This is a genomic window from Henriciella litoralis, assembly GCF_002088935.1.
Classification (GTDB): domain Bacteria; phylum Pseudomonadota; class Alphaproteobacteria; order Caulobacterales; family Hyphomonadaceae; genus Henriciella; species Henriciella litoralis.
Genome location: NZ_NCSS01000006.1, coordinates 2,096,117 through 2,119,755 on the forward strand (window position 1 = coordinate 2,096,117; position 23,639 = coordinate 2,119,755).

Sequence of the window (23,639 nt, forward strand, 5' to 3'; positions counted from 1 at the left end):
ACAGACAAAGACCTGAAGCGCCCCAGCGTCAATATCACGCTAGGAGAGGCAAGGCCTATTCGAAGCCGGCTTGCACGTCGTTGAAATGTCCGGAGGTGGCGCCGCCCATCGCGGTAATCGCCCCGATCAGCCCGATGACCGTCAGCCCGAGGATCAGGCCGTATTCGACGGCGCTCGCGGCGCGTTCGTCATGTATGTAACTGCGAACCCAGTGCCGGAGCATCACTTCCCCTTAATAGCGCCGGGCAAGCTCCTCAAAGAGAGGGATATCTGCCGGAGGCGCCGGATAATTTTTAAGGTCTTCGATCCGCACCCAGTCAAGACTTTGACCCTCGAGCGCTTTCGGTTCCCCGACCCAGTCTGTTACTTCGTAAAGTGGCATCAAAAGGTGAAAACTTTCATAATTGAAAGTTGCAAAACTTATCGGTCTCAAGGTTTCCGGATCGACCGTGATCTGCAGTTCTTCATACAGTTCACGGCAGAGCGCGGCTTCCGGCGCCTCGCCTTTTTCTACCTTACCGCCCGGAAACTCCCACAAGCCCGCCATCGATTTGCCTTCCGGCCTTTGCGCCATCAGGACCCGCCCATCGGCCCGGAAGATCGCCGCCGCAACAACAAGCACCAGACGTGTGCTCATGTCCGGTAAGCGCCGTTGATGTCGACATAGCCATGCGTCAGGTCGCAGGTCCACACCGTCCAGGCCTCATCGCCGGCTGCGACATCGACGCGGATGTCGAGCTCATCGCCCGCGAAATGAGCCGTCGCAAGCGCCTCATCATAGCCTGCCGCGCGCATGCCGCCTTCCGCGACCAGGTGATCGCCGAACCAGATCCGCATCTCATCCTTGAAGACCGGCTCAAGAGACTTGCCGACTGCCATGACGATCCGGCCCCAATTGGCATCGCCGGCCGCCATCGCTGTCTTGATCAGCGGTGAATTGGCAATATGCATCCCGATCGTCTTTGCCGAAGCCTGTGATGCAGCGCCCTCTATCCGGATGCGGACAAATTTAGACGCGCCTTCGCCATCCTTCACCAATTGATGCGCAAGGCCTTCAAGCACCTCATGCAAGGCAGCGCGCAGCGTATCGGTCCGCGGATCGTCCAGGTTTTCAATCGGCGCATGGCCTGCCTCACCGGTCGCAAACACCATACAGGTGTCGGACGTCGACGTATCGCCATCAACCGTGACCGAGTTCAGCGTCCGGTCCACGATTTCACGTAGCAGCGCGTCAAGAACATCGGGGGCCACGGCGGCATCGGTGAAGACATAGCAAAGCATTGTCGCCATGTTCGGCATGATCATGCCGGACCCTTTCAGTATCCCCGCCACAGCGACCGGCTTGCCGTCAATCTCACAGCTCGTGCCAGCGCCCTTGGGAAATGTGTCAGTGGTCATGAAGGCCCGCGCACAGGCCTCCCAGTCCGGCGACGCCAGCTTGTCCGCCAGTTCGGGCACGATCGAGCCGACATAGTTTGGGTCAGGCAGAGGCTCCCCGATAACGCCCGTCGCGGCCAGGAAGCAGTGCTCGCGCGCGACGCCCAGCGTCTCTGTCAGAGCCGTCAGCGTTGCGTCATTCTTCTGCGTGCCGGCCTTGCCGGTAAACGCGTTCGAATTGCCCGAATTGGCGATCACGGCGCGGCCCTGCCCGCCGCCCAGCCTCAGGGCTTCACGGCACCAGTCGACATCGGCTGACGCTGTATGGGAGCGTGTAAAAACGCCCGCAACGCTGGTGTTTTCAGGCAGCACGAACAGGAAGACATCGTCGCGTTCAATACCGCGCCGCGCATAGAACCCACGTGAGCAGGTCGCTGCGCGAACGCCTTTGACCTGCGGCAGATCAGGAAACTGCTTAGGGGCGAATGGGGAAGGTTTCAGGTTCACTCGGTTGGTTCCTCATCTTCGGCGGGTTCTTCAGCTTGTACTTCGCCGTCTTCGTCTTCGGATGCGCGCTCAATGGGCGGGCCACCGTCGCGCTGTTTAATATCCGCGCTGGCGCGCAAATCCTGTAGAATCTCGCTGATCTGCGTGAACGTCAGATAGGTCACGATCTCCGGGCGCATCTCTTCCTTCGTCTTCGGAGGCCGCGTGCGCCGCTGCTCGACTTTCAGGATATGCCAGCCCTGTTCGGACTCAAACGGCTCGGAAATCTCGCCAACTGCCGTATCCGCGATCACCGACGGAAACGGGTCAATCATGTCATTCGGCGCGACCCAGCCAAAAGACCCACCATCGAGACGGGTGCGCGTATCGGTTGAGTATTCAAAAGCCAGCGCCGTGAAGTCCTCGCCAGCGCGCGCCTTCTCAAGCACCTCTTCGGCTTCTTCCTTCGTTTCTGTGAGGATGTGGCGAATACGCACCTCATCATCGAGCTGCTGAAGGCGGACCTGCTCATCATACATCTTGTCGATGGCCGCTTCATTCACCTCGGTGGCCACAAGGTCTTCCATCAGGAAGTTACCAAGCAACCGCTCGCGCGCGGTTTCGAGACGCCGCTGGGCAGCTGGTGTCTTGTCGAGCCCCCTGCGAACCGCTTCCTGCGACAACAGGCGCTGGTCGATCAGCTGGTCCAGCACAAGCTGGTAATCGGTATGGTCGGGGCCAAAGCCTTCGCCCGGCTCGATGCGCCCCTGCGACACCGCTTCCAGCTCCACATCGGAGATATAAATGGGCTCGCCATTAATCATGGCAGCTGTTGACGCATCAAAGCCCACCTGGCGCTCCGTGCGCGGCGCATCCGTGTCTTGGCCGCATCCGGCCACGAGAAGCGCGGACGACAACACCAGTGAGATTATTAGAGAACGGCACATATTCATGTGAGAGTCCTTGTGTTTCTGCTACAGCCACCCGCATTGACACCCATTCGTGGCGTTCTTAAGTCTCCGGCGGGTACTGGTCGAGAGGTTATGTTGCCCGAAGCACACGACCCTCGTGTGCACCTCCTGTAAAGAGTTTGAAGGCAGGAGGACTCATCCAAGTCAACAGCGCGATTGGTGCTTGATCCTATGCTTTCCGTTGCCCGCAAGATTTTCGGTTCGTCGAATGACAGGCAGATCAAACCCATGCGAAAGCGGGCCGAGAAGATTAACGCGCTCGAGCCAGCCATGCAGGCGCTCTCGGATGAGGAGCTCAAAGCCAAAACGGTAGAGTTCCGCAAACGCCTCGATGCCGGCGAAACCCTGGACGATCTTCTCGAAGAAGCTTTCGCCGTTGTCCGCGAAGGTTCTGTGCGCGCCCTCGGCATGCGCCATTTCGACGTTCAGCTGATCGGCGGCATGGTGCTGCACCGCGGCGCGATCGCAGAGATGCGCACCGGTGAAGGTAAGACGCTTGTGGCGACGCTCGCCGTCTACCTCAATGCGCTCGCCGGCAAGGGCGTCCACGTCATCACCGTCAACGACTATCTCGCCAGCCGCGACGCCGAATGGATGGGCAAGCTCTACGGCTTCCTCGGCATGACGACCGGCACGATCGTGCACGGACTGAATGACCAGGAACGCAAGGCGGCCTATGCCTGCGACATCACCTACGGCACGAATAACGAGTTTGGCTTCGACTATCTTCGCGACAATATGAAGTACTCGCTCGAACAGATGGCCCAGCGCGGTCACGCCTATGCCATCGTCGACGAGGTCGACTCCATCCTGATCGACGAAGCCCGCACGCCGCTTATCATTTCCGGCCCGACGGATGACCGCTCCGATCTTTATCGCACGGTCAACGAAATGATCCCCAAGCTCGAGCCGGAAACGGATTATGAGCTCGACGAAAAACAGCGCTCCGTCATCTATACCGAAGAAGGTATAGAGAAGATGGAAGAGATGCTTGAGGAAGCCGGTCTTCTCGACGGCTCGCTCTGGGATCCGCAAAACGTTTCAGTGGTTCACCACGCCAACCAGGCCCTTCGCGCGCACACCTTGTTCCACCGCGACAAGGAATACCTGCTGAAAGACGGCCAAGTCATGCTCGTTGACGAGTTCACGGGCCGTATGATGGATGGCCGCCGCCTGTCTGAGGGCCTCCACCAGGCCATCGAGGCCAAGGAAGGCGTTGAGATCAAGCCTGAGAACCAGACGCTCGCCTCGATCACCTTCCAGAACTATTTCCGCCTCTATGAAAAGCTCGCCGGTATGACCGGTACGGCCATCACTGAAGCGGCCGAATTTGCAGATATCTACAAGCTGGAAGTGTTCCAGCTGCCGACCAACAAGCCGATCCAGCGGATCGATGAAGATGACGTCGTCTACCGCGTCGCGTCGGCCAAATATCAGGAAATCATCAATGAGGTGCGCGACGCCCGCGCCAAGGGCCAGCCGGTCCTGCTCGGCACCGCCTCGATTGAGAAGTCCGAAATCGTCTCGACGCTGCTGACGCAAGCAAAGATCCCGCACAAGGTTCTGAACGCCCGTCACCACGAGAAGGAAGCCGAAATCATCGCCGATGCCGGCCTGCCTGGCGCGATCACGGTGGCAACCAACATGGCTGGTCGCGGGACCGACATTCAGCTCGGCGGCAACCTCGAAATGCGCCTCTGGAAAGCCATCGACGAGTACAAGACCAAGCATGGCCGCGAGCCTTCCGATGAGGAAGAGCGCGCGATGGAAGAAGAGATCAAAGCCGAGATCGCTGTCGGCAAGAAGGAAGCGCTTGCTGCGGGCGGCCTCTTCGTTCTCGGCACCGAACGCCATGAAAGCCGCCGCATCGATAACCAGCTGCGCGGCCGGACCGGCCGTCAGGGTGACCCGGGCAAATCGAAATTCTTCATCTCGGTCGAAGATGACCTGATGCGCGTGTTCGCCGCCGACCGGCTCAACTCCATCATGAAGAGCCTCGGCATCAAGGAAGACGAAGGCATCACCCATCCGTGGATGAACAAGGCCATCGAAACCTCGCAGAAAAAGATCGAGGAACGCAATTTCGAGATCCGTAAGAACGTCCTGAAATACGACGACGTCATCAATGACCAGCGTAAGGCCATCTTTGAGCAGCGCCGTGAATTCATGCACGCCGAAGCGGTGACCGACGACGTCACCGAGATGCGTCACGACGTGGTCGATGAACTCGTCTCGATCGCAATGCCGGAAAAGGCCTTTGTCGAGCAGTGGGACGTCGAGGGCCTGACCGAAGAACTGAAAAACCAGCTCGCGCTGGATCTTCCGATCAAGGATTGGGCTGCCGAAGAAGGCGTCGCCAATGCCGAGATCGCAGAGCGTGTCCGCGCCGCCGCCGACGAAGCCTTCGAGAACAAGGTCACGCTTGCCGGTGGCAATCAGATCCGTCAGGTCGAAAAGCAGGTCCTCCTGCAGGTGCTCGACCAGAAATGGCGCAACCACCTCCAGCAAATTGACCAGCTACGCTCGGTTATTCACCTGCGCTCCTACGGTCAGCGCGATCCGCTGAACGAGTTCAAGGAAGAAGCCTTCAAGCTGTTCAATGAATTGCTCAGCTCGATGCGCACCGAAGTGACGCGCATCCTGATGAACATCCGCATTGCGCCGCCACCAACAGAAGACCAGCGCGCACAGATGGCCGCCGCCCGTGCAGACATCCTGAAGCGTGAATCACTGGAAGAAACGCACCTCAACCCGGATACGGGCGACAATGAAATGACGCCCGACGTGGTTGAAGGCCCGAATGACCCGCATGCCGGCCCGCCGCTTCACCAGGCAGAGGCTGACTGGTCAAAGACCCCGCGCAACGCGGCCTGCCCTTGTGGCTCCGGCAAGAAGTACAAACATTGCCACGGCTCCCTGACAGGCGCAGACCAGCGCCGCGTCTAGGCCAGCAAAACCCATCGCAAACGTATCAAAGCCGGCCCAAAATGGCCGGCTTTTTCGTGCGGGTCTCACGGAGGGCAAGCGGGCCAAACCTGATCAAGGCTACAAAAAAGGCCGCCCCTTAAAGGAGCGGCCTTTGATATTTTAAGGATCAGCCCGGTTTACTTGGGCGTGCCGTCTTTGCGGCTCCACTTTTCCAGCTGCTTGCCGAACCAGTCGCGTCCGCCCCAGCCGAAGCCGATGCCGACGGCGATGGCGATACCCACGGCCAGACCCATGACGAGCATTTCCGCGACGTTGAGAACGAACTCACCGCCTGTTGGATCAAGCTCCATGCGGGAGATACCGAGGATAACGGCAAGGCCAACGATGATCCATTTCACGACATTCGCGACCGTGTCGCTGATGCCGGAACCGGTCGCCGCCATGGCACCGCTCACGAGGCGGGCAATGATCACGCCAGCCACAATGATGATTGTGCCGAAGACGATCGAGGCTGCCAGATCAAGCACCGTATAGGTCGCATTGGTCAGGACATCGAACTCAAGCGCACGCATGGCCTGGATGAGGCCCAGCAGCACGATGAAGAACAGCGCCGCCTTGGCGATAACGCTCGACGCGGTGAGGCCTTTATCGGCACCCTTCAGGATACCAAGCTCTGCCACAGCCGAATCGACGCCGAAACTCGGCAGCGTCCGCATGATCAGATTATGGACGAACCGTCCGATGATCACGAAGATCGTCAGCAGGATGGCCGCAATCAGAATGTTCGGGATCGCCGAAACAATGCTGCGTAGCATTTCATTGGCCGGTTGCGAGATCGCTTCGATGTTCAGCACATCAAAAGCGGCAATCGCGCCCAGAATGCCGATAATCGCAGCAAGCACAGTCGCGGTGATACCCGAAATATTGACCGGGCCAGACGCCAGACCAAGCTTTTCAGGCACAGGGTCTGCAAACACAAACACGGCTTTTGCCGTCTTTTGCACGACGTTCGCGACGATCATGAACAGGATGAAGAGGATAACCGCACCGAAGATGTTCGGCAGGTAACCAAGGACATCATCAAGCATGTTGTTCAGCGGATCGACGATTTGCGTCAGCTCCAGCCGCGTTAAGGCCTGTATCACGCCAATCAGGAAAATGATCCAGAAAGCGGCAATGCCGAGACTGTCGCCAAGCGACTTGGTCGCCTTACCATCCGGATCGGCCGGACCTTTCCCAAATCCTGTCTTGTTGATCGCCGTGGAAATTACCCACTTCACCATCAGGGCGATGACATAGGCCACCACAAGGATGAGAATCGCGAACAGGATTTTGGGGCCATAGGCCTCCACCTGTCTCATTAGATTGTTCCAGAACTCTTCCATATCAGCCCTTTCATATGAAAATATTGCACGTGCCCTAAAATATGTACCGATGGGGCGCTGAGGCAAGAAATTAGTCTAGAGGTTGAAACTCCGCATCCACATCCTCGGCGAGCCGGTAGGCGGTGTGATGTTTTAATTGGTCCGTCACAGCGCCCGCCTCCCCCATCAAGGAGTAGGTCGGGATGGGTTTGCCCATGATGAGGTCAAATTCGGCGCGCTTCTTGTTCAGCAATTCGTGGAACAGCGTGATGTCACGCAGCTCGCCATTGATCCTGGACAGTCTGTAGAACAATCGGGAATTGGTGGCGCCGACATGTAGCGGGACAATTGGTGCGCCCTGCTTGCGGGCGAGACTGACAACGGTTGAGAACCAGGGTTGCTCGGTCAACACGCCATCCTGTTTCTTGGCCAGCTTGCCAGACGGGAAGATGACAACGCACTTTTCCTGCTCGAATGCCGCAGCGGCCCGTTTGAGCGTCTCGCGGGTCTTGGCCGGGCTTCTTTTGTCGGCGACCCATTCAATCGGAATGATCACATCCTCGAACTGCGGGTTCACTCTCATCGCGTCTGCATTTGCGAAGAAGACGACATCCTTGCGCCGCTCAGTCAGCGCATCCCAGACGGCCACACCGTCAGCCAGACCCGTCGGATGATTGCAGGCCACCACCACGCGGCCCTTTTCGGGTAGCCGGTCAAAATGGTGCAGCGTCAGCTGAACATCGAGTTCGCGTGAGAGATACTCAAACGATTCCCGGCCGTTTAGCTGCATCAACGCATCGGCCATATTGCGGGCCTTGCGATAGCCGAGCATGGCGTAAAGCACCCGGCGCGTCAGCGGCCATGACCAGTGTCCGGCAAAGCTTGGACACCGCTCCTTGATCAGCGTGTCGACGATATGCTCGTCACTTTGATCGAGCCCCTGCAAAAAGACTGAAGAAGTTTCATTTTTTTTCGCAATGTCTTGCGCCATGCCATCTCCGCCCTGGGTCATCCTGGCCAGGCTGAATCGCCTGTGACTGTTGAGTTTAGCACAGATTCCAGGGCCTGCACGGTCATCTCTGCGTCGTCAGATTGTAAAGGTTTCATCAATGTTCGCTTTACCAAGCTGTAAGGCGTCGGTGCGAGATTGGCGTCAGAGGGAGCGGGTCCGACCTGCCTCAGCAATTGGAATAGACAGGGTAGAGTCAATGAAAGTTCTTTGGATCGAGGACCATGAGCCCGTGCGCGACATGCTGGCGATCGCCGCCGACAAAGCCGCCCGGGCCCGCGTACAGATTGATCTTGTCCTCGCACCAACGCTCATGGAGGCCGAGCGCCGCCTGAGACTGGAGCGGTTTGATCTTGTGATCACTGAGCTGACCCTGCCCGACAGCTATGATGGCGACATGACGATCGCGCGCATTGCGAATATGGGCAAACACCGTGTGGCGGTCTCAAGCACCCATCCGGACCGTGACACGATCGTGTCGACCGCCCTGCGCTGTGGCTGCAACATCGCCGACACGCCAATCTTCAAGGCCAATTTGCCCTACAACCGGTTCATCCAGCGTCCTGAAGCGATGCTGGACTTTTTCTTTGACCAAATGCCGGCACCTGGCCCGAAGACCCGCATCGCTGCGGCCTGAGGCCTTAGCGCCGCATACGCACGGCAAAAATGCAGGTGTTTTTCACCCCGCCATGCGCTAGGGCACGCTCATGGAGAATTTCTACGCGTTCCCGGCGACGATGGTGCTTATCGCCATCAATGTGTTGGTCAGCATAGCCGGCTGGCTCAATCCGCAATTTCTGGTGTCGAACCTGTTTCATGTCGCACCGATCCGCGAGAAACGGGAATACCACCGGCTGATCACCTCAGGCTTCCTGCATGGCGGCGTGTTTCACCTGCTCATCAACATGTTCGTCCTGTTCCAGTTTGGGCGGTTCATCGAATACGAGCTTGGCACGCCGCGCTTTCTGATCGTCTATTTCGCCGCGCTGCTGGGCGGCAATCTCTGGGCGCTGATGGAAAACTTCCGCTCGCCTGATTACCGCGCCCTCGGCGCCTCCGGGGCGACATCCGGCATCATCCTGTCTTTCTGCCTGTTCCAGCCCTTTGCGATGCTGATCTTCTTCATCATCCCCATGCCTGCCGTTGTCTTTGCGGTCCTTTTCATCGGGATCAGCGTTTTCCTCGCCCAGCGGGAGAACCGCGTCATCGGCCACGAAGCGCATATTGGCGGCGCCGTGGCTGGCTTGATCGCGACCATCGCTGTCGCGCCGTATTCCCTGTCTGTCTTCAGCCAGCAGATATCTGCCTTCCTGAGTGGAGGCTGACATCTCTATGAGCGTTGAAAAAGCCTACCTGTCGCGCGTCGAGGATGGCCAGTTGATCGAGGATGCCGCCCAGCGCGAGGCGGCTCGCCTGCTTGACGATGTCCTGCAGCGCCTCTCAACCGCCAAGCCTGCCGGTTTTTTCCGCAAGGCGACCCATGTCAAAGGCCTTTATCTCTGGGGCGGGGTCGGCCGCGGCAAGTCGATGCTGATGGACCTCTTCCATGAGCAGTCCCCCGTGCCGTCCAAGCGCGTCCACTTCCATGAATTCATGGGTCGCGTGCAGGATGAGCTCAACACATGGCGCGAAATGAGCGACGAGGAGCGCCGCAAGGCCCCGCACAGGGTCAAAGGCGCCGGCAATGACCCCATCGCCCCTGTCGCCAAGCTGATCGCCTCTGAGGCCCGTCTTCTCTGCTTTGATGAGTTCCAGGTCACCCAGATCGCCGATGCGATGATCCTCGGGCGGCTGTTCGAGAAACTTTTCGAGGATGACGTCACTGTCGTGGCCACCTCAAACCGCCACCCCGACGATCTCTTCAAGAATGGCCTCAATCGGTCACTGTTCCTGCCCTTCATCAAGATCCTGAAAACCGAATGCGATGTGTTCGAACTGGTCGCCGAGCGCGACTACCGGCTGGAGCGCCTCACAGAAGCGCCCGTCTGGCATGTCGTCGAAACACCGGAAGAAAGCCAGACCTGGCTCGACAACGCCTTTTCCCGCCTCACACTTGGCGCGAAGGCCAACCCGTGCACCCTGCACATCAAGGGCCGCAAGCTTCAGGTCACAGAGGCCGCCGCAGGTGTGGCGCGTTTTGGATTTGAAGAATTATGCGCCCGCCCGCTCGGTGCGCGTGACTATCTCTCGATTGCCGCCAATTTCCACACGGTTCTGCTCGGCCCCATCCCGGAGCTGACCCCGGACAAACGCAATGAAGCGGCCCGCTTTGTCGCGCTGATCGATGCGCTGTACGAGGCCCGCGTCAAACTCGTCGCCACGGCAGCCGCTGAGCCAGACGATCTTTATCCCTCCGGCGATGGCAGTTTCGAGTTTCAGCGCACCGCCAGCCGCCTGCATGAAATGACATCGAATGAATATCTGGCGCTCGAGCACCGCGTGCCGCCGCGCGCCGCTGACCTGGAAGCCGGCAGCGATGAAAGCGCCGACAGCACGGCTTGATCTCGCCCCGGCGCAATAAAAAACCCCCGCTCTGTGAGCAGGGGTTTTTCAAAACGTCAGACGATTTGTCCGGATCTGGCTTAGACGCCGAAACCCTTGAACTTGTCTTTGAAGCGCGAAACCCGGCCACCGCGGTCGATTGACTGCGTGCTGCCCGTCCAGGCAGGGTGCGAGCTGGAATCGATGTCCAGCACAAGGCGGTCGCCTTCGCTGCCATAGGTCGAGCGCGTCTGGTACTCAGTCCCGTCTGTCATGACGACGGTAACAAAGTGATAATCTGGATGGCCTTCGGCTTTCATCGTCTCTAGTCCTTGCGTCAGTGGCAAACCTGCGCGGTTTAGCCTCTGTGAAAATCGGAAAGCGGGGTCTTAGTAGAAACAAGGCCCGCCCGCAAGGGGTTGGACGCAAGCCAGGTGTAAGAGATGAGCGATCAGAATCCACAAATCATCGATGATCGGCGCGAATCAGCGCCGCAGGGCGCGGGTGACAACCGCCCGAAAGCCCGCAGCGTAAAGCCGCTGGCGCTTCTCTGGCCATATGTGCGCAAGCATCTGCTGCTGGTCTTCATCGCCGCCTTTTTCCTGATCGTTTCGACGCTTGCGGCGCTTTCGATCCCTTATCTGTTCGGTCAGGCCGTCGATGCCGGCAGCGACGGTGAGCGCGGCGCGGCCCTGATGGACACGATTGACAAATATTTCTTCTACGTCCTCGCCGCTGCCATCCTGATGGGCGTGCTGAGCGCCCTGCGCTTCTATTTCGTCTCCCGCTTTGGCGAGCGGGTCGCCGCTGACCTGCGCACAGACCTCTATTCCAAACTGCTCAGCCTCTCGCCGCGCTTTCACGCCAATATCCGCTCTGGTGAAGCGGTCTCTCGTCTCACAGCAGACGTCTCCCTGATTGAAACCTTCCTCGGCTCATCGGCCTCACTCGCCACACGCACTCTGCTCTCGACCTTCGGCGCCATCGTGATGATGCTCGTCACCAACTGGAAGCTTGGTGGCACGCTGCTCCTGATGATCCCGCTCGCCATGTTGCCCGTCCTCCTAATCGGTCGGGTCATCCGCGGCGCCTCCAATCGCGCCCAGTCCAAACTGGCCGATGCTGGCGCGCAGGCCTCGGAAGCCCTCGACGCGATCGAGCTCGTTCAGGCCTATGGGCAGGAACAGCGCCGCGAAATCTCGTTCAAGGGCGCTGCAGAGGCCGTCTTCAAGGCGGGCCTGAAGCGCATCACCGCCCGCGCCTTCATGATCCTTGCCGTCTCTGTGATGCTACTGGGTGGCATGGTGTCGATCCTCTGGCTCGGCGCCCGCGCGGTCGCCAATGGCACGATGAGCGCCGGACAGCTCACCCAGATGATCCTCTATGCCTTCTATGCCGGCTCTGGCTTCGGCATGCTGGCAGAAGTCTGGGGTGAAGTGATGCGCGCAGCCGGTGCCTCGGACCGCGCAAGTGAAATCCTCAAGGAAGTGCCCGAAATCCGCTCGCCGGACACCGTCAAACCCATCGCATCGCCATCCGTCGGCCACCTCTCCTTCGACGAGGTCAGTTTCTCCTATGGCGGCGAAGACGGCCCGGCCCTCCATAATTTCAGCCTTGATGTGAAACCGGGCGAGTTCGTCGCCCTGGTTGGCCCGTCCGGCGCGGGCAAATCCACCGTCTTCCGGCTCGCGCTTCGCCTTTTCGACCCGCAGGCGGGCGAAATCATTGTCGATGGCGTCTCGTCCATGCAGACCGCCCCTGAAGCCTGGCGCAGCCAGTTTGCCTACGCCCCGCAGGAATCGGCGCTCTTCACCGGGACGGCGCGTGAAAACATCGCCTTCGGGGCAAACGGCGACGTCAGCGACGAAGCCCTGATCAAGGCCGCCCGAATGGCAGAGGCCTGGCGCTTTCTTGAAGACAAGGGCGGCCTCGACGCTGATATCGGCCAGAAGGGGCGCAGCCTGTCCGGCGGCCAGCGTCAACGCGTTGCCCTCGCCCGCGCCCTCGTGCGCGAAGCCCCGATCCTGCTCCTCGATGAAGCGACCTCCGCGCTCGACAGTGAAAGTGAAGGCCTGGTCCAGAAAGCCATCGCGACGGCCGCCGAAGGCCGTTCCACCCTCGTCATCGCGCACCGCCTCTCAACCATCCGCCGGGCGGACAGGATCATCGTGATGGAAGCTGGCAGGATCGTCGAACAGGGCACCCATGATGCGCTGGTGACGAAAGGCGGGCTCTATGCGCGCCTTGCCAGTATGCAGTTTGATTCAGAAAAGGCTGACTAGCAGCCCAAGAAGACCGTCAATCCTCGCCGAAGGCCTTGGCGTGGCGGAGCTGGTCCTTGATTTTCGGCAGCAGCGGCTCGTTTGCCGCAAGGATATTGCCGGTCGTCTGGACGTCGCCGCCATCGAGTTCCTCGACATGGCCGCCAGCTTCACGCACCAGGACGATCCCGGCTGCAATATCCCATGGCTTCAGCCCACGCTCCCAGAAGCCGTCAAACCGGCCTGCAGCCACATAGGCAAGATCGAGCGCAGCCGACCCGTAGCGGCGGATACCGGCGCATACCGGCGTCATGGAGGCCATTTCCTGCGCGAAGCGGCGATGGGCGCCCTCGGATTTTCCAACCCATGGCGTGCCCGTCGCGATAACGGCTTCCTCGATCCGCTTGCGGCCCGCGACCATCAGCTTGCGCTGGTCAAGCCAGGCGCCGCGGCCTGTCTCGGCCCAGAAGATCTCATTCTTGGCAACATCATAGACGACGCCGCAGAAGAGCTTGCCTTCACGCTCCAGTCCGATCGAAACCGCATAATGCGGCTGGCCGTGCAGGAAGTTCAGCGTGCCATCAAGCGGATCGACGATGAAGCGGTTGGACTTGTCCGTACCTTCAACGACACCGCGCTCTTCCATCAGGAAGCCATAGCCCGGACGCGCCTTGGTCAGGCTTTCATAGATGATGTCTTCGGCGCGGTGGTCGGCGTTCGAAACAAAATCGGCCGGTCCCTTGCGGGAGACCTGAAGATGCTCGACCTCACCGAAATCGCGCGCAAGCGACCGTCCCGCATCGCGGGCGGCCTTGATCATCACGGTTCCGACGGGAGATGGTTTGGACATTATGTCTTCCTAGTCAGCGCGGCGCAGGTAGCTGCTGTCTTCGGTCTGCACGACGATACGCTCGCCCGGGCCGACAAAAGGTGGCACCAGAACGCGAATGCCGTTCTCGCAGGTGGCAGGTTTGAAGCTGTTGGCGGCCGTCTGGCCTTTTACAACAGGCTCGGTCTCTTCAATCGTCAGAATAACCTGATCCGGCAGAGAGATGCCGATCGGCTTGTCTTCGTAGAATTCGATCACGACGACCATTTCGCTCTGCAGGAAGGCTTCCTGCTCGCCGATGAAATCCTTCTGGATCTCGATCTGCTCAAAGGTTTCCTGATCCATGAAGGCATGTGCCTCGCCGGCGTCATAGAGATACTGATAGTCTTTCTGCTCGAGGCGGATTTTCTCCACCGTCTCGGATGAGCGGAACCGCTCATTGAGTTTCGAGCCATTAATAAGATTGCGCAGTTCAACCTGATTGAATGCGCCGCCCTTGCCCGGTTTGACCGAGTTGGTCTTTACCGCGCGCCAGACACTGCCTTGATGCTCAATGACATTGCCCGGCTTGATTTCGTTGCCATTGATCTTGGCCATTATCGCAATTCCTGTAATTCGATGGTGCGCGCGAGGTAGCCGTGGCAGGCCATATGGTCAAGAAGTGGGCGCATTTACGGACCACCTCGGCTCCACTTCCCTACCCCCGGCAAATCGGTTATGCAAAAATAGGATGAACAAAACTTGAGGGGGTTCCTATGAACGGATTGCTTGGCCGTTTTCTGAGCTTTGACAAGATGCTGACCGGCACGATCGTCAAGTTTCTATACTATATTCTGCTGACGCTGGTTGTCCTTTTCGGCATCTACATGCTGCTTCACAGCCTGTTTACCGGCAGCATCGGCATGTTTCTGCTTGGCCTGCTCCTGTTTCCACTCTCGATCATCTATGTCCGCATCATGTGCGAAATGATGATTGTTATCTTCCGTATCAGCGACAATCTTTCGGCGCTTCGCACACTGAAGGAAAAGGAAATTGAGCGCCCGGGCATTCCGGACTAGTCAGTCGCACAAACCAAACCAGAATGGAGTTCAGAGCGGTGAATATGCTCTCCAATTATTTGAGCTTTGAAAAGCCCCTGGGAGAGATGCTGACCCGGCTTCTCTTCTATATCGGCATCCTGGTCATTCTGTTCTGGGGCCTGCGCAGCCTCTGGCATTATCTCACCTGGTTCGACAATGACTGGGACGAGGCCCTGTGGGGCCTGATCAAGACCCCCTTCGAGGTGATTATCCACCTCTTGATCCTGCGCGTGGTCGCAGAATTTGTCCTGTCGGTCCTGCGCCTCGACAAGCCAAAGGTCTAGAAGACACCTGAAAAGCCTCGCCCTTCGACAAGCTCAGGGTGAGGCTCAAATGGCTTTGATAATCCACTTCGAAACTTCATCCTGAGCCCCCGCCCAACCTCATCCTGAGCCTGTCGAAGGATGAAGCAACCAAGAGCTACGCTAAAAAGCGCTTTCCGCCTCATCCAGCGCCGCATTAAACGCCGCCACAGCCGCCCCCGGCCCATCGGCATGCGCCCAGACCGCTGAGCTCACCGCCACAAAATCAGCACCCGCCAGCGAAATCGCCTTCGCCGTATCCGGCGTAATGCCGCCAATCGCGACGCAAGGCAGCTCCATCACGGCCTGCCACCATTCCAGCAGCTCGGTGTCAGCCGGCACAGTGTCGGCCTTTGTCTCAGTCGGGAAAAAGGCACCAAACGCGACATAGTCCGCGCCCTGCTCGCCCGCTTCCATCGCGACGTGGCGGGAATTCTTGGCCGTCGCGCCAATGATAGGCTGCTTACCAAGCCGTTTGCGCGCTTCCTTCACCTGCATATCCATATGCCCAAGGTGGACCCCATCAGCGCCAACCCGCTCACACACCTCGACACTGTCATTGATCAGCAGCGCCACATCGCGCGCCCGGCAGAGCGGCAGGACAGCACGCGCCACCGCTTCGGTCGCCGCCTCGTCCAGCACACCGTCCGGCTTGATACGGATCTGCAAGCTCGCAACGTCACCAGCGTCCAGCGCCTGTTCGAGCGTCCGCGCAAACGCGGCCACATCATCAATTTTCGGCGGCGTGATCAGATAGAGGCGGGTGCGTTCCCGGTTTTGACTGGTCATGATTTGTAATTCTTTCTATCGTTCCGGCGATACGGTTTCTCCGCCGGTCGGGAAAAGCTGACGGTGGATGGTCGATCTGGGGGAAAAATCATGATCCGGAATAGCCTTTTTGCAATCGCCTGCGCGCTTATGGCGACAGCCTGCGCCTCGTCTCGCCCCGTCACACTCGCCTATGACACGACGTCCGTGCAGCCATATGAGGGCAGCAAGACTGTGGCAATGGGCACCGTCATCGACGAGCGGGGCAACGGCACAAACTGGCTCGGCGCGATCCGGGGCGGCTATGGCAACCCGTTGAAAGTTCTGGAAACAGACGAACCCGTCAACAATGTGGTGGCCGATCTCATCCTCGAAGGCATGAAAGCCCGCGGCATGGCCGGCTCAAACGCAAAGTCCCCATTTGAGCTCAACTTCATTATCAACACGCTAAGCTCCAGCCAGTATGCGCGCCGTGAGGCCCATGCTGACATCATTGGCATCCTGACAGATCGCGACGCCGGCAAGCCTGTCTACACCGCGCAAGGCACCGCCGATAATGTCGACGGATCGGCCCTCTCGATGAAAACAGGCGTCTTCGCAGACCCTGAAGAGCTCCGCGCGCTTCTGAATACGACGCTGCAGCAAGCGATCGACAATCTGCTGGATGATCCGGGCCTTCGCGCCGCGCTGAAATAGCGGCTTGCAAGGAATAACTTGCATATAGCTGACTATCGTAACATGATTTCCCTTTAGCCGGTCAGAGACACCGCGCCTTAAGGAGGAACCTCATGAAATTGCTTATTGCCGCTGCAGGGCTGGCCGGGCTTGCTGCCTGCACCACTGCAACCACCCCTGCCACAGCCCCGGAAGCTCCAGCCATGCCCGCACCAGACGCTGCGTCCCTCTCTGCCATCGGCATTGGCGTGTCGGACCTTGCCGCTTCACACAAATTCTACACCGAAGTTCTCGGCATGCAGTACCTCACGAAATTCAATCTCTCCTACATGGACGAGATTGTCCTGCGCTTTCCGGGCGGCGGCAGCGCCGTCGTGCTGATGGAATGGACAGATGGAAGTGACCGCACGCTGGGCTCGAACGGCATCAAGCTCGTCGTGCGCTCACCCGACCCGGCCGCCATGGCCGATGCGATCAAGGCGGCTGGCGGCGAAATCGTGCGATATCCTGAAGCTGCCCCGGAAGTCGGCGGCGCCATTGTCGGCTTTGCCAAGGATCCGGACGGATATCTGCTTGAGCTTCTGCCCCTCGGCTAGGTCCCTGGTGGCCCTTTGAAAATGCGTCTGGTGCTCGCCGGAAAATTGTCGAGCGCCGCGCCATCCCGGATCGGGCGGGGCTGAAAGGCCCCGCCGCAATTGGGGCAGACATTTTTGTGCGTGTCCGTCGCGCAAGTCTCACAGAAGGTGCACTCGAACGAGCAGATCACCGCGCCTGCCTCATCGGCCGGCAGGTCCCGGTCACAGGTCTCACATGACGGTCGCATATCAAGCATTGGTCACCTCACATCTCGCGTGAAACGAATATTATCCGGCCTCGCACCTCTCTGCACAACGCACCGAACAAAAAAGAGGGCCGCGCCGAAGCGCGACCCTCATGATCATTTCAAATTTTCAGAGCGACTAGCCGGCTTTCGACGCCGCGCAGATGCTCTCGATTGAGCCTGCCAGCATCTTGTTGAATTCCTCGTCGCTCTGCTTGGCCGAAAGGCCTTCGGTCAGGGCGCGTGAGAAGCTCGCAATGATGCCGGTATTCTTGGACAAACGGTCATTCGCCTCTTCGCGCGAATAGCCGCCCGACAGCGCCACAACGCGCATCACATTCGGATGGTCGACCAGCGGCTTGTAGAGGTTGGCTGTCTCAGGCAGCGTCAGCTTCAGCATGACTTTCTGGTCCGCGCCCAGCGCATCCAGCTGCTTGGTGATTTCAGCCAGCAGAATGTCTTCGGCTTCGGCCTTGTCAGCGATCGAGATGGTCACTTCCGGCTCGATGATCGGGATCAGGCCATGGCCGAGGATCTGACGGCCAACATCGAATTGCTGGTGCACAATCGCGGAAATACCTTCCGGATTGGCCGCATTGATGACCGAACGCATCTTGGTGCCAAAAATACCTTTGGCGACGGCTTTCTCCAGCAGCGCATCAAGGTCCGGCATCGGCTTCATCACCTGAACGCCGTCTTTCTCTTCTGCGAGACCCTTGTCCACCTTGAGGAATGGGACAACGCCGCACTCATTCCAGAGATAGGTCGCCGTCGGCGTGCCATCGATGTCGCCATCCATAGTCCGCTCGAACAGGATCGCACCCATCACCTTGTCGCCATTGAACGCGGGCGACTTGATGATGCGCGCGCGCATCTCATGGATCAGACCAAACATTTCCTCGTCATTGGAATATTCGCTTTCCTCGACGCCATAGAGGCGGAGCGCCTTTGGCGTGGAGCCGCCCGACTGGTCCAGCGCGGCAATAAAACCGTCTTTTTCGGACGCCTGTTTGGTCATTTCAGCGTTTGGCATGGTCATTTCCTTGTTGTCAGTCTGTTCAGCCCTTTGGCAGCAGCTCATTGAAGTGAGCGCCCCCGCCTTATCCCTGTTGTAATATCCCCCAACAGCAGGACAAATTCCTATTTCTTCAACGCCTCGACGCCCGGCAATGCCTTGCCTTCCATCCATTCGAGGAAGGCCCCGCCTGCGGTCGAAACAAACGAAAAGTCATCAGCAACGCCGGCATGGTTGAGCGCGGCGACCGTATCACCACCGCCAGCCACCGCGATCAGCTTGCCCGACTTGGCCCGCTCGCCGGCAGCCTTTGCTGCAGCGACGGTCGCCTTATCGAAAGGCTCGATCTCAAATGCGCCCAGCGGGCCATTCCAGACAAGCGTCTTGGCCGCATCCATCGCAATCGTAACGATGCCCACCGTCTGCGGCCCGGCATCGAGGATCATTTCGTCATCGGCGACTTCGCCAATCGAACAGGTGCGGTTCTCGGCATTGGCGGCGAACTCTTTGGCGACCACGACATCCTGCGGCAGGATGATATCGCACCCGGCGGCTTTCGCATTCGCCTCGATTTCCCGGCACGTATCAGCCAGATCGTGCTCGCAGAGCGATTTGCCGACCGGATGGCCACGCGCTGCGAGGAAGGTGTTGGCCATGCCGCCGCCGATCACGAGCGCGTCGACTTTCGACACCAGATTTTTCAGCAGGTCGATCTTGGACGAGACCTTCGCGCCGCCAACAACGGCCAGTACGGGCCGTTCAGGTTGCCCCAAAGCCTTCTCCAGCGCGTCGAGTTCACGCTCCATGCTGCGCCCGGCATAGGCCGGCAGCCTGCGGGCCAGGCCCTCAGTGGAGACGTGCGCGCGGTGCGCGGCCGAGAACGCATCATTGACGTAGATATCGCCCAGCTTGGCCATCTCGTCAGCGAGGTCGTCATTATTCTTGGTCTCACCCGGCTTGAAGCGGGTATTTTCCAGAAGCACGACGCCGCCGCCCTGAATGGACGCAATCGCATTGCTGGCAGCCTCGCCCACGCAGTCGTCAGCAAAAGCGACAGGCGCGCCGAGCACCTTGGCGAACGCCGCCGCCACAGGGCGCAGACTCAGCTCAGGCTTCACTTCGCCCTTGGGCCGCCCAAAGTGCGCCAGCAGCGCAACCTTCGCACCCCGCCCCGAAAGCGACTGTACCGTGCCCAATGCAGAGCGAAGCCGCGTATCATCGCTGACCTCGCCCGCATCATTCATCGGAACGTTGAAATCGACCCTGACCAGCGCTGTCTTGCCGGTCAGGTCATCTGCATCATCAATGCGCTTGAAGTCGGCCATTTGGGGGTCGCTCCCTGCGGTCTGGACTAGATAAACTTCGCCATGGCAACAGCGGTGTCGCTCATACGGTTGGAGAAGCCCCACTCATTGTCATACCAGGAGAGGACTGAGCAAAGCGTGCCATCCATGACCTTGGTCTGATCGGTGTGGAACACCGAAGAATGCGGGTTGTGATTGAAGTCGATTGAGACGTTCTTCACATCCGTGTAGCCGAGGACGCCTTTCAGCGGGCCGTCAGCGGCCTTGCGGATCGCATCATTGATCTCTTCGACGCTGGTTGCGCGCTTGGCGATGAATTTCAGGTCAACCACAGACACGTTCGGTGTTGGGACGCGGATCGCGAAGCCGTCCAGCTTGCCGTTCAGCTCTGGCAGCACGAGGCCAACAGCCTTGGCAGCGCCGGTCGATGTCGGGATCATCGAAACCGCTGCTGCGCGGCCACGGTAAAGATCCTTGTGCATCGCATCCAGGGTCGGCTGGTCGCCGGTATAGGAGTGGATGGTCGTCATCATGCCTTTTTCGATGCCGATCAGATCGTTCAGCACCTTGGCGACGGGCGACAGGCAGTTCGTGGTGCACGACGCATTCGAGACGATAAGATCGTCGCCGGTCAGCGTTTCATCGTTCACACCGTAAACGATGGTCTTGTCAGCATCGGCGCCCGGTGCCGAGATAAGAACGCGCTTGGCGCCTGCTTCGAGGTGAGCGGCAGCCTTGTCCCTGGCCGTGAAGATGCCGGTGCATTCCATGGCGATGTCGACATTGTTGGCTGCGTGCGGAAGGTCTTTCGGGTCACGGATGGCCGTCACGGTGAAAGATTGTCCGCCAACCTTGATCGTGTCGCCTTCGACCGAAACATCCATCGGCAGAACGCCGTGGACGGAATCATATTTCAGGAGGTGCGCATTGGTCTCGACGGGGCCAAGATCATTGATCGAAACGACTTCGATATCATCGCGTCCCGACTCGAGAATTGCGCGAAGTACGTTGCGGCCAATCCGGCCAAATCCGTTGATGGCTACACGAACCGCCATTTTGCATCTCCATACAGTAATTGCGCCCAGAAAGGGCCTTTGCGCCGGGGTTTAGACGCCTCGCGCGCGAACGTCCAGCACCGGGGGCCACTTGGACGCAATCTGTCGCGGATTTTTGCGGTTTTTCGCTAAAAAGGCGGGGACCTGCGCCTCAACCTTGCCGGACGGTCACTTTCGACGCGCATTTCACTGCGCGCCGCCGCGCTTCTGCGATGTCCTCACCGGCCGCCACCGCAACGCCCATACGTCGGCGCTTGAAGCTCTCGGGCTTTCCGAACAGGCGAATGTCCGATTGCGGCACCTTCAGCGCCTCATCGACCCCGTCGAACACCACGCCTTCTGCATCGATCCCGCCATAGATGACCGCGCTCGCGCCCGGTGTCAGCAGCGTCGTATCAACCGGCAGGCCAAGGATGGCCCGCGCATGCAGCGCAAACTCGCTTTGGGTCTGCGTCGCGAGCGTAACGAGACCAGTATCATGTGGACGGGGGCTGACCTCCGAAAACCAGACATCATCGCCCTTCACGAACATTTCTACGCCAAAGAGGCCCAGCCCGCCCAGCTCATCGGTCACGCGGTGGGCCATCTCGCGCGCTTTTTTCAGCGCGACATCGCTCATTGGCTGGGGCTGCCAGCTTTCGACATAGTCGCCGCCCTCCTGGCGATGCCCGACCGGCTCACAGAACACCGTGCCCCCTGCCGAGCGCACCGTCAGCAGCGTGATTTCGAACTCGAAATCGACCTGGCCTTCCACGATCACCCGCGTTTCGCGTTTGCGGCCCGCCTCCAGCGCATAGTCCCAGGCCGCATTGATATCGGCGCCGGATTTTACGTGCGACTGGCCTTTGCCAGACGATGACATCACCGGTTTGACGAAAACCGGATAGCCGATCTTCTCCGCCGCTTCAGCCAGCTCTTCACCCGTCGATGCAAACGCATAGGCGCTCGTCGGCAGGCCCAGCGTCTCGGCCGCCAGACGGCGGATGCCCTCACGGTTCATCGTCAGCTGCGTCGCCCGCGCCGTCGGGATCACCTGCGCCAAACCGTCTGCCTCGATCTGCGCAAGTTCATCGGTCGCAATCGCCTCGATCTCCGGCACGATCATCTGCGGGCGTTCGCGCTCGATGAGCGCGCGTAGCGCCGCCGCGTCCGTCATATCGATCACATGGCTGCGATGGGCGACCTGCATGGCCGGCGCATTCTCATACCGGTCAACCGCGATCACCTCAGCGCCAAGCCGCATCAGCTCGATCACGACTTCCTTGCCGAGCTCACCGGATCCTAACAGCATGATACGGGTTGCAGACGCTGTAAGCGGGGTGCCGATGCTGACCATGATTGCTCCGTCTATCTGGTTTCAAACAGGCTGATGCCTTCACCGCGCATCAACCGCACCGCCATATAGGCCAGCAGGCCAAGCGGACCAAACAGGAAACTGGCAATCATGCAGGGCGCCGCTGCCATATGCGGGATCTCCCGGCGTTGGGCGTCCCGCCCGATCCAGGCCCCGACGAAGAGATCGAACACCAGATAATGCGTCCAGCCGACGATCACGCCATTCGGGTGATCGAACAGTGCGGAAACTGAACCGATGGACGCCATACCGGCCGCGTCCGACGATTGGCCGAAAAAGATCGAGGCAATGAGGCAGACCGTATAGAGCGCCCCATAGGCCAGCGGGTAGATGCCTGAATGGACGACCAGCCCCGTTGTGCGCCAGCGCGGTGCCAGCACCAGCAAAAGCCAGGCTGGCACGACCAGCGCATTCACCAGCATGAAAATGATCTCGTAACTCATCTTAAAGCCCCCTTGCGATCTGCAACTCTCGCAAGGGCTTATACGAAGTCTCAGGCCGCTTCCAGAACAGGTCCGGTATAGATTGATTTCGGGCGCACAAGCCGCCCCTCATCGATCTGCTCACGCGCATGCGCCACCCAGCCAAGGCATCGGCCCTGCGCGAACACGGCCGTGAACGCCTCACGCGGGATTTCGAGCGCCTCAAGCAGGATGGCAGTGTAGAATTCGACATTGGTCTCAAGCGCGCGGTCTGGATATTTCGCGGCCAGCTTTCCGAGAACCGCCGTCTCGATGTGCTCGGCAAACTCGATCCGGCCCGTCGTGCCCGGCAAGCGCGCCACCGCCGCTTTCAGCGCGTCCGCACGCGGGTCACGCACCCGATAGACCCGGTGGCCGAACCCCATCAGCCTCGCCTTGCGCGCCAATGCCGCGTCAATCCACGCTTCGGCCCGTGACGGCTCGCCAATCTCGTCCAGCATATCAAGCACTGGCCCCGGCGCGCCGCCATGCAGCGGGCCTTTCAGGGCGCTCACGCCGCCAAGCGCAGCTGAGACCAGCCCCGCCCGCGTCGATGCAATGACCCGGGCCGCAAAGGTCGAAGCGTTAAGGCCATGATCGCTCACCGTGACAAGGTACGCCTCAAACGCCTTCACCTCGGCAGGCGACGCCGCCTCACCCCGCATCATCCGCAAGACGTCTGCAGCATGCGGCAGGTCCGGATCGGGCGCAATTGGCTGTAGCCCCCGCGCCGCGCGCACCGCTGACGCCAGGAACACGCCCGCCGCCGCCGGCAGTGCAATCGCCGCCTCAAGGCTTTCATCATCCTGCAAAAGGCTCCAGCCGGTCCGCAGCGACGACAGAATGCCCTGCCCGCCCACAATAGACCCGACATGTTCGAATGCCGCCGCACGCGCCTTGCCGAGCTGCGCCTGAACATCGGCTACGCTACCAAGCTCAGGGAAGAATGGCTGCCACAGCATGTGCAGCGCTGCCTCGAACCCAAACCGCGCCGACAACTCCTCAACCGGCCAGCCGCGAATAATCAACCGCCCCGCCTTGCCATCCACATCCGACAGCACGGTTTCGGCCGCCACGACATTCTCAAGTCCACTATCCAT

26 protein-coding genes are annotated in these 23,639 nt (G+C 59.6%); 9 read left to right on the forward strand and 17 right to left on the reverse strand.

Annotated features, from left to right (window positions below; all coding sequences use genetic code 11):
* Positions 1-55: 55 nt before the first annotated feature.
* Genes B8783_RS13735 through B8783_RS13750 form a run of 4 tightly spaced genes read right to left on the reverse strand, consistent with a single transcriptional unit; the run spans position 56 to position 2,816 of the window.
* Entirely contained in the window at positions 56-223 is a 168-nt protein-coding gene (locus B8783_RS13735) for a Flp family type IVb pilin (protein ID WP_084420670.1), read from the reverse strand.
* A 9-nt stretch (positions 224-232) separates the two neighbouring features.
* Positions 233-637 carry a (deoxy)nucleoside triphosphate pyrophosphohydrolase gene (locus B8783_RS13740; RefSeq protein ID WP_084420671.1) on the reverse strand — a complete coding sequence of 135 codons (405 nt, stop codon included), beginning with the start codon at positions 635-637 and terminating at the stop codon, positions 233-235.
* Entirely contained in the window at positions 634-1,884 is a 1,251-nt protein-coding gene (argJ, locus tag B8783_RS13745) for a bifunctional glutamate N-acetyltransferase/amino-acid acetyltransferase ArgJ (RefSeq protein WP_084420672.1), read from the reverse strand. The genes B8783_RS13740 and argJ overlap by 4 nt, the downstream gene beginning before the upstream one ends.
* Entirely contained in the window at positions 1,881-2,816 is a 936-nt protein-coding gene (locus B8783_RS13750) for a peptidylprolyl isomerase (RefSeq protein WP_084420673.1), read from the reverse strand. Before B8783_RS13750 ends, argJ begins: the two co-directional genes overlap by 4 nt.
* Before the next feature lie 189 nt (positions 2,817-3,005).
* On the opposite strand from B8783_RS13750, the gene secA reads away from it, so the two are divergent.
* Positions 3,006-5,780, forward strand: coding sequence for a preprotein translocase subunit SecA (gene secA / locus B8783_RS13755; RefSeq protein ID WP_084422107.1), 2,775 nt, complete (start codon positions 3,006-3,008; stop codon positions 5,778-5,780).
* A 158-nt stretch (positions 5,781-5,938) separates the two neighbouring features.
* Here secA and B8783_RS13760 read toward each other — a convergent pair whose 3' ends face one another.
* Positions 5,939-7,147, reverse strand: a complete 1,209-nt coding sequence (locus B8783_RS13760) for a mechanosensitive ion channel (RefSeq protein ID WP_084420674.1) — start codon at positions 7,145-7,147, stop codon at positions 5,939-5,941.
* A 70-nt stretch (positions 7,148-7,217) separates the two neighbouring features.
* Positions 7,218-8,117, reverse strand: a complete 900-nt coding sequence (locus tag B8783_RS13765; protein WP_084422108.1) for a GNAT family N-acetyltransferase — start codon at positions 8,115-8,117, stop codon at positions 7,218-7,220.
* Positions 8,118-8,334: 217 nt separating this feature from the next.
* Here B8783_RS13765 and B8783_RS13770 point away from each other — a divergent pair, with 217 nt between their 5' ends.
* From B8783_RS13770 to zapE, 3 genes are all read left to right on the forward strand, one after another.
* Positions 8,335-8,772: a DNA-binding transcriptional response regulator gene (locus tag B8783_RS13770; RefSeq protein ID WP_084420675.1), complete on the forward strand. Its 438-nt coding sequence runs from the start codon at positions 8,335-8,337 to the stop codon at positions 8,770-8,772.
* A gap of 70 nt (positions 8,773-8,842) precedes the next feature.
* A complete protein-coding gene (locus B8783_RS13775) occupies positions 8,843-9,460 on the forward strand; it encodes a rhomboid family intramembrane serine protease (protein ID WP_084420676.1) in 618 nt (205 codons plus the stop codon).
* A gap of 7 nt (positions 9,461-9,467) precedes the next feature.
* On the forward strand, positions 9,468-10,637 hold the full coding sequence (zapE, locus tag B8783_RS13780) for a cell division protein ZapE (protein WP_084420677.1): 1,170 nt from the start codon (positions 9,468-9,470) through the stop codon (positions 10,635-10,637).
* 80 nt (positions 10,638-10,717) lie between these two features.
* Here the strand turns inward: zapE and rpmE are convergent, their stop codons facing one another.
* Positions 10,718-10,936 carry a 50S ribosomal protein L31 gene (gene rpmE, locus B8783_RS13785; RefSeq protein WP_084420678.1) on the reverse strand — a complete coding sequence of 73 codons (219 nt, stop codon included), beginning with the start codon at positions 10,934-10,936 and terminating at the stop codon, positions 10,718-10,720.
* A 123-nt stretch (positions 10,937-11,059) separates the two neighbouring features.
* On the opposite strand from rpmE, the gene B8783_RS13790 reads away from it, so the two are divergent.
* Entirely contained in the window at positions 11,060-12,898 is a 1,839-nt protein-coding gene (locus B8783_RS13790) for an ABC transporter transmembrane domain-containing protein (protein ID WP_084420679.1), read from the forward strand.
* Between the two features lie 16 nt (positions 12,899-12,914).
* On the opposite strand, the gene B8783_RS13795 is transcribed toward B8783_RS13790, so the two are convergent.
* Entirely contained in the window at positions 12,915-13,727 is an 813-nt protein-coding gene (locus B8783_RS13795; RefSeq protein ID WP_084420680.1) for an inositol monophosphatase family protein, read from the reverse strand.
* Positions 13,728-13,736: 9 nt separating this feature from the next.
* A complete protein-coding gene (gene efp / locus B8783_RS13800) occupies positions 13,737-14,303 on the reverse strand; it encodes an elongation factor P (RefSeq protein ID WP_084420681.1) in 567 nt (188 codons plus the stop codon).
* Between the two features lie 158 nt (positions 14,304-14,461).
* On the opposite strand from efp, the gene B8783_RS13805 reads away from it, so the two are divergent.
* Both B8783_RS13805 and B8783_RS13810 read left to right on the forward strand, forming a co-directional pair.
* Positions 14,462-14,764 (forward strand): DUF4282 domain-containing protein, encoded by a 303-nt coding sequence (locus B8783_RS13805; protein WP_084420682.1) that lies wholly within the window; start codon positions 14,462-14,464, stop codon positions 14,762-14,764.
* 44 nt (positions 14,765-14,808) lie between these two features.
* A complete protein-coding gene (locus B8783_RS13810) occupies positions 14,809-15,069 on the forward strand; it encodes a DUF4282 domain-containing protein (protein WP_169711801.1) in 261 nt (86 codons plus the stop codon).
* Between the two features lie 141 nt (positions 15,070-15,210).
* Here the strand turns inward: B8783_RS13810 and thiE are convergent, their stop codons facing one another.
* Entirely contained in the window at positions 15,211-15,876 is a 666-nt protein-coding gene (gene thiE, locus B8783_RS13815) for a thiamine phosphate synthase (RefSeq protein ID WP_084420684.1), read from the reverse strand.
* 90 nt (positions 15,877-15,966) lie between these two features.
* Between thiE and B8783_RS13820 the strand changes: the two genes are divergently transcribed.
* Positions 15,967-16,551, forward strand: coding sequence for a YajG family lipoprotein (locus tag B8783_RS13820; RefSeq protein WP_084420685.1), 585 nt, complete (start codon positions 15,967-15,969; stop codon positions 16,549-16,551).
* Between the two features lie 92 nt (positions 16,552-16,643).
* On the forward strand, positions 16,644-17,126 hold the full coding sequence (locus tag B8783_RS13825; protein WP_084420686.1) for a VOC family protein: 483 nt from the start codon (positions 16,644-16,646) through the stop codon (positions 17,124-17,126).
* Here the strand turns inward: B8783_RS13825 and B8783_RS13830 are convergent.
* The 7 genes from B8783_RS13830 to B8783_RS13860 form a co-directional block, all read right to left on the reverse strand.
* The gene (locus B8783_RS13830) at positions 17,123-17,362 is read right to left on the reverse strand and encodes a DUF1272 domain-containing protein (protein ID WP_084420687.1); all 240 of its coding nucleotides are present in this window, start codon (positions 17,360-17,362) and stop codon (positions 17,123-17,125) included. The genes B8783_RS13825 and B8783_RS13830 overlap by 4 nt on opposite strands.
* Before the next feature lie 127 nt (positions 17,363-17,489).
* Positions 17,490-18,383: a fructose bisphosphate aldolase gene (locus tag B8783_RS13835; RefSeq protein ID WP_084422109.1), complete on the reverse strand. Its 894-nt coding sequence runs from the start codon at positions 18,381-18,383 to the stop codon at positions 17,490-17,492.
* 107 nt (positions 18,384-18,490) lie between these two features.
* Positions 18,491-19,690, reverse strand: a complete 1,200-nt coding sequence (locus tag B8783_RS13840) for a phosphoglycerate kinase (RefSeq protein ID WP_084420688.1) — start codon at positions 19,688-19,690, stop codon at positions 18,491-18,493.
* A 26-nt stretch (positions 19,691-19,716) separates the two neighbouring features.
* On the reverse strand, positions 19,717-20,724 hold the full coding sequence (gap, locus tag B8783_RS13845; protein WP_084420689.1) for a type I glyceraldehyde-3-phosphate dehydrogenase: 1,008 nt from the start codon (positions 20,722-20,724) through the stop codon (positions 19,717-19,719).
* A gap of 151 nt (positions 20,725-20,875) precedes the next feature.
* Positions 20,876-22,060, reverse strand: a complete 1,185-nt coding sequence (purT, locus tag B8783_RS13850; protein ID WP_084420690.1) for a formate-dependent phosphoribosylglycinamide formyltransferase — start codon at positions 22,058-22,060, stop codon at positions 20,876-20,878.
* Positions 22,061-22,071: 11 nt separating this feature from the next.
* Positions 22,072-22,521 carry an ABA4-like family protein gene (locus B8783_RS13855; protein ID WP_084420691.1) on the reverse strand — a complete coding sequence of 150 codons (450 nt, stop codon included), beginning with the start codon at positions 22,519-22,521 and terminating at the stop codon, positions 22,072-22,074.
* A 50-nt stretch (positions 22,522-22,571) separates the two neighbouring features.
* Positions 22,572-23,639: a citrate synthase/methylcitrate synthase gene (locus B8783_RS13860; protein WP_084422110.1), complete on the reverse strand. Its 1,068-nt coding sequence runs from the start codon at positions 23,637-23,639 to the stop codon at positions 22,572-22,574.